We start from the raw sequence: 4,441 nt of genomic DNA on the forward strand, positions 1-4,441 counted from the left end.
AAGTCCTGGCCGTCTTCGGCGGTCTTGAACACGAAGGTCGAGGTCAGGAACACCGGCGGCTTGATGGCGCCCTCCGACAATTGCGGATCATAGCCATAGGTCAGCATCAGGGTTTCCGGATGCAGCATATGGTTGCCGATATGGGTCTTCGACGGGAACGGATTTACCATGGTTGCCTCGCTGTTCTGATGCTTGCCCCGCGTTGCGGGCCGAATCGGTGGTACACGGCGGTGGTCACACAATCGAGCCCGGCCTTTTTGGGCTCCCTGTTTTGCGGCGGTCTTCGCGCAGTTGCGGCATCGGGGAAGCGAGTCCGACTCTCACCGCTACTTGCACACATTTTAGCAGCTGACCTGAGCAATGCGCCGGCGTCTAGGCCGGCGCTCCGCAGCCCTGACGTACAGCGCTATGCCTCATGCGAACTAACAAAAGCTGCTTCACAGCCTGAGGCCGTGACCATCGAGCACCCTACCCCTTAGAGCGCCCTTGATCTCGCAGGCAATTTCCTTGCATCGTCCCAAGGTTGCCAGTCCGTCGCCAGATAGTCAGCAAATTCCGCCGCCTCCTTACTCCGCACGGTTATCTCTGCACTGTCAACGTCAGCGTCGGTGACGCCGGAAACTTCAAATAAGCGCATAAGTGCTGCTGGATAGTTTCAGATCTCAGGAAGGATCAAGCGATTGTGACGCCGAGCTTTCCCGCCGAGCGCGCAATGCTTTCGCCGCAACGAAGTTACTGACATCCCGCGAGGTCAGGCCCACGGTCCGATAAGCTGAAACAAGGGCGATCAGGGCGGAATGTTACGGGGTGGTGGTCGATGAGAAAGGTCGACAGACCAAGTGACCTGAAAGCCCCTTTCCGCTTACGCTACCACTCCGCATGGCGGCCTAGCACCGTCAGAGGCTCCACCTATCGATGCGGAAACTCGGTTTAGACAATCAGGGCAGCTCTGAACCACCGTTTCTGGTAGTGGTTGTAAGTCACGCGATGCGGTCTAATGCGGGTGCGAGTTGCCCGAGGTCGGAGACGGATGGCACGAAGAATGGCGTTGAACACTCTACGATAGGGCCAATCGCTGAACCAGAACTAAATGGGATGGTCTCAATATCGCCACGGCCGGCGAAAGCTACCAAGAAAGGATGACGCTATCCATGCCACTAGGCTCGTCCAAGCCACGACTGACAAGACCCCGATCCGGATATCCGCGGCCTAACGTCGGCGGAAGCGGACCAAACGCGTCCTTGCTCTCGTTCATGAGCACTTCGTTTGCCTAGGCGGTTAGCGATGTGACGATTTGATCAGACTAGTTCTCTCGCGATCCGTGGCAATGAGTGCAACGCCCTGTTTGCTCTCTCCACTATGCCAGCTTTCATCTGTCGCTATATTTCCCGCACTCCATCTGGGCTATTTACAATGATCTCCGTTGCGATGCATGAAGACCGCCTCTCACGAACATCAACCCTATACGCGAGTCCATACTCTCATCATCGCAGTTGGGGAAATATTCGGTCCGGCCAGTGGTTGTGGTTCCCTTACCGATGCTGACGCTCATGAGTATGCCGGAAGCTTACGCTCAAGATCTGGCAATGATAGAGTGGTGCCTAGAGCTCGCTCGGCGCGGTGCGGAGCACGGAGAGCTGCCGTTCGGGGCTGTCATTGTTTCTAAAGGAGAGATCGTTGCCGAGGCGACAAATTGCGTTTCGTCGGAAGGCGACGTAACTAGACACGCGGAGCTAGTCGCGCTTTCTCGGGCACAAAAGAGTCTGAAGCGAAAACGTCTGCCAGATTGTACTTTGTATTCGATCGTCGAGCCGTGCCCGATGTGTTCGTTTCCTACCAGAGAGGCGCGAATAAGTCGGGTGGTCTTCGCGCTTTCCTCTCCGGTGATGGGCGGATACTCGAAATGGACCGTACTGAAGGACGAGCATCTATCCAGTAAACTGCCTGAGGTTTTTGGAAGTCCGCCGGAAATCGTGTCCGGACTGTTGTCAGCGCGAGCCGAGCAGGTCTGGCGTGACTGGAACCCGATTGCTTGGCGATACATGAAACGAAGAGGTTGCTTTGGACCGGCAGCGGAGTTGCCTGAACGCCATGCGTCCGCACCGCGGCCCATCGTATCCTGGAGCGGCTTGACCGCCTTTTTCGCTGCGCCGGCCCTTTCGATTAGCAAGGCCTTTTTGCGCTCTCGTCCGAGTTCGAAGTCAATCCTTCCCGAATAACCGACGCGACAATCGCCTTCCAAGACAAAGGAAATTGAATGACAAAACCGCTTGCTCTTGTAACCGGCGGATCATCCGGCATCGGGCTTGAACTGGCCCTACTTCTGGCTAAGGACGGTCACGATCTGGTAATCTCAGGTTTCAGTGATCGTGTTCAGCACGCGGCTAGTGAACTCCGGTCGCTCGGCGCTGAGGTGATTGCTTTCAGCTCCGATCTGACTACGGCGGAGGGCAACGAAGTTGTCATCAAAGTAGTATGGGATACTGAGCGGCCATTGAAGATTGCGGTGCTAAACGCAGGGATTTCCATCGGTGGCGCATTTCTTGAAATTCCGCTGGAACGGCATTTGGATCTGATTAGTTTGGACGTCATCTCCCCGGTCCGTTTGATTTATGCCCTACTGCCAGGCATGATCAAGAGCGGGGGTGGGAAGTTTCTGTTTGTCAGCTCGCTCTCCGCCACTACGCCTACGCTTATGAGACAGTTTACGGTCCCTCGAAGGCATTCCTGTCGTCCTTCGGCCACAGCCTGCGCGAAGAACTGGTTGGCACGAATGTCGGGATCACCATCTTGCAGCCGGGAGCCACCGCAACGGCATTCCATGCTAAGGCCGGCATGGGATCGACAGCATTTGCTGACAATAACTGGAAGAACGATCCGGCCCTTGTAGCACGCCAAGGCTATCACGCCCTCCTTACTGGCGAAACCTGCGTGATAGGGGGGCGATGAAGCCACCCGAGAGGCTACACGTCTGAACAAGGTGCTGTCTGAGGAAGAAAAGGCTCATCGTCATGCGATGATGGCTCGACCGCAATAAGGAGTAATGGCATTAAGTTCGATAGCCTGAAGCTCTGAGGTAATCGGCACATTGTCGGAGGTGAAGGCGTCGAGTGGGTGTGCGATTGCGGCCCAGACCGCAACGGTGCGCGGGGCAGCTTTGCGGAACGCAGGTGCTTGAGCTTGCCGACCAGCCGAATGAGTTGACGCCCTGGAGCAGGCCGCTGGGAAAGGTTGTAATCTTTGAGGCTATCAGCACCAACATGAGTGATGTGCGGATTGACACTTCGCGGTGGGAGCGCGAGTACGGGAAGAAGCCAAGGGGGCGCCGCTATTGGCGCTTCCGGATCATATCGCCCAGTATTTCGGCGAAAGACTATGAGTTCAGGACGGAGATTCCATTGATGTTCCCCAGGGCGCGCAGGGCGGCAGTAGAGAGGGCGCGGCAACGCGGTTCGGATCAAGTCGTGGTGCTACCGTGAGGAACGATGGCGAGTTGGGCAATCGAACGCATAGTTTACCGCAAGACGCGCCGCTACGTAATCGCCGGCCATGGCAAGAGTATGAACTCGGTCAGTCGTGGACGAACAAGGCGCGCGTCAAGCCAGCTTTGAAGAGTCGTTGTTCTCACAAGTAGCGCGCGACGTGGAATCGAGGAGTACCAAATCGCGCGGTGCCGCTGCGCGCAAAATGTCATTCATGCGCCATCCCATCTTCACCTTCGATCACAAAGCGGTGCTCTGGCAGCTGCTGTAAGGCTATCGCATATTCAGTTTTACCACCCAGCACGGCTGATGTCGCGTCGCGGGAAAGACCTCGTCGCCAGGGCCCAGACGATGGCGCGACGGCCCCCAAAAATCGTCTCGCGCGACTTCGTGTCAGATCAGATCACCGACGGCCGTCGCTCCGCATTCTGACCGTGGTCGACCATAGCACCCGCGAGTGTCTGGCGCTGGTGGCCGATACCTCGCTCTCGGGCACCCGCGTGACACGGGAACTGGAGCCGCCTGATCACCGAGCGCGGCAAGCCTAACACGGTGGTCAGCAAAAACGGCACTCAACTCGCCAGCAATGCCGTTCTGACGTGGGCGGATCAGAGCCGCGTCGCTTGGCACTACCTCGCGCGAGGCAAGCTGACCTTGCCCCCAGATTTTATCCAGTTCTGAGTTCGCTCAAGCCATTGGATTTGCCCAGTTGGGCGGTGGTAGCGACGGGAGCTGGCGCGGAGCCATCGGCATAGCGCAGCGCCAGATCCCGGCGCGGGTGGCAGGTGAAGGCGAACTCGGAGGGTGTCTTCCATCCGAGCTGTGAGTGCGGGATAACGTACAGAGTCTTTCGCACTTTCAGGATTGACGGCTTCTTCTAGAATGAAGGAGCTTTGAATGAACGATGGGAATGCCATGGGTCAGGTGATCCAAATTGATGAGGCCCGGATTCGAGATCA

The 4,441-nt window shown here is 57.1% G+C and carries 3 protein-coding genes and 3 pseudogenes; 3 read left to right on the plus strand and 3 right to left on the minus strand.

Translation table 11 applies throughout. The features are described from left to right. Together EHH60_RS36740 and EHH60_RS36745 are read right to left on the minus strand one after the other, a co-directional pair. Nucleotides 1-170 (minus strand): annotated as a pseudogene (locus tag EHH60_RS36740) (methionine gamma-lyase); the annotation flags it as partial. 305 nt (nt 171-475) lie between these two features. Next, nucleotides 476-637: an NEL-type E3 ubiquitin ligase domain-containing protein gene (locus tag EHH60_RS36745; RefSeq protein ID WP_083235187.1), complete on the minus strand. Its 162-nt coding sequence runs from the start codon at nt 635-637 to the stop codon at nt 476-478. A gap of 949 nt (nt 638-1,586) precedes the next feature. Between EHH60_RS36745 and EHH60_RS38995 the strand changes: the two genes are divergently transcribed. The 3 genes and pseudogenes from EHH60_RS38995 to EHH60_RS36760 form a co-directional block, all read left to right on the plus strand. Then, nucleotides 1,587-2,219 carry a nucleoside deaminase gene (locus tag EHH60_RS38995; protein ID WP_433960424.1) on the plus strand — a complete coding sequence of 211 codons (633 nt, stop codon included), beginning with the start codon at nt 1,587-1,589 and terminating at the stop codon, nt 2,217-2,219. Between the two features lie 38 nt (nt 2,220-2,257). Further along, the gene (locus tag EHH60_RS36755) at nt 2,258-2,890 is read left to right on the plus strand and encodes an SDR family NAD(P)-dependent oxidoreductase (RefSeq protein WP_199752523.1); all 633 of its coding nucleotides are present in this window, start codon (nt 2,258-2,260) and stop codon (nt 2,888-2,890) included. Nucleotides 2,891-3,860: 970 nt separating this feature from the next. Next, a pseudogene (locus EHH60_RS36760) lies at nt 3,861-4,130 on the plus strand (DDE-type integrase/transposase/recombinase); the annotation flags it as partial. Between the two features lie 19 nt (nt 4,131-4,149). On the opposite strand, the pseudogene EHH60_RS36765 reads toward EHH60_RS36760, so the two are convergent. Further along, nucleotides 4,150-4,314, minus strand: a pseudogene (locus EHH60_RS36765) (IS3 family transposase); the annotation flags it as partial. Between the last annotated feature and the right edge of the window lie 127 nt (nt 4,315-4,441).

The sequence above is a fragment of the Bradyrhizobium sp. RP6 genome (assembly GCF_003837805.1).
In the GTDB taxonomy this organism is placed as follows: domain Bacteria; phylum Pseudomonadota; class Alphaproteobacteria; order Rhizobiales; family Xanthobacteraceae; genus Bradyrhizobium.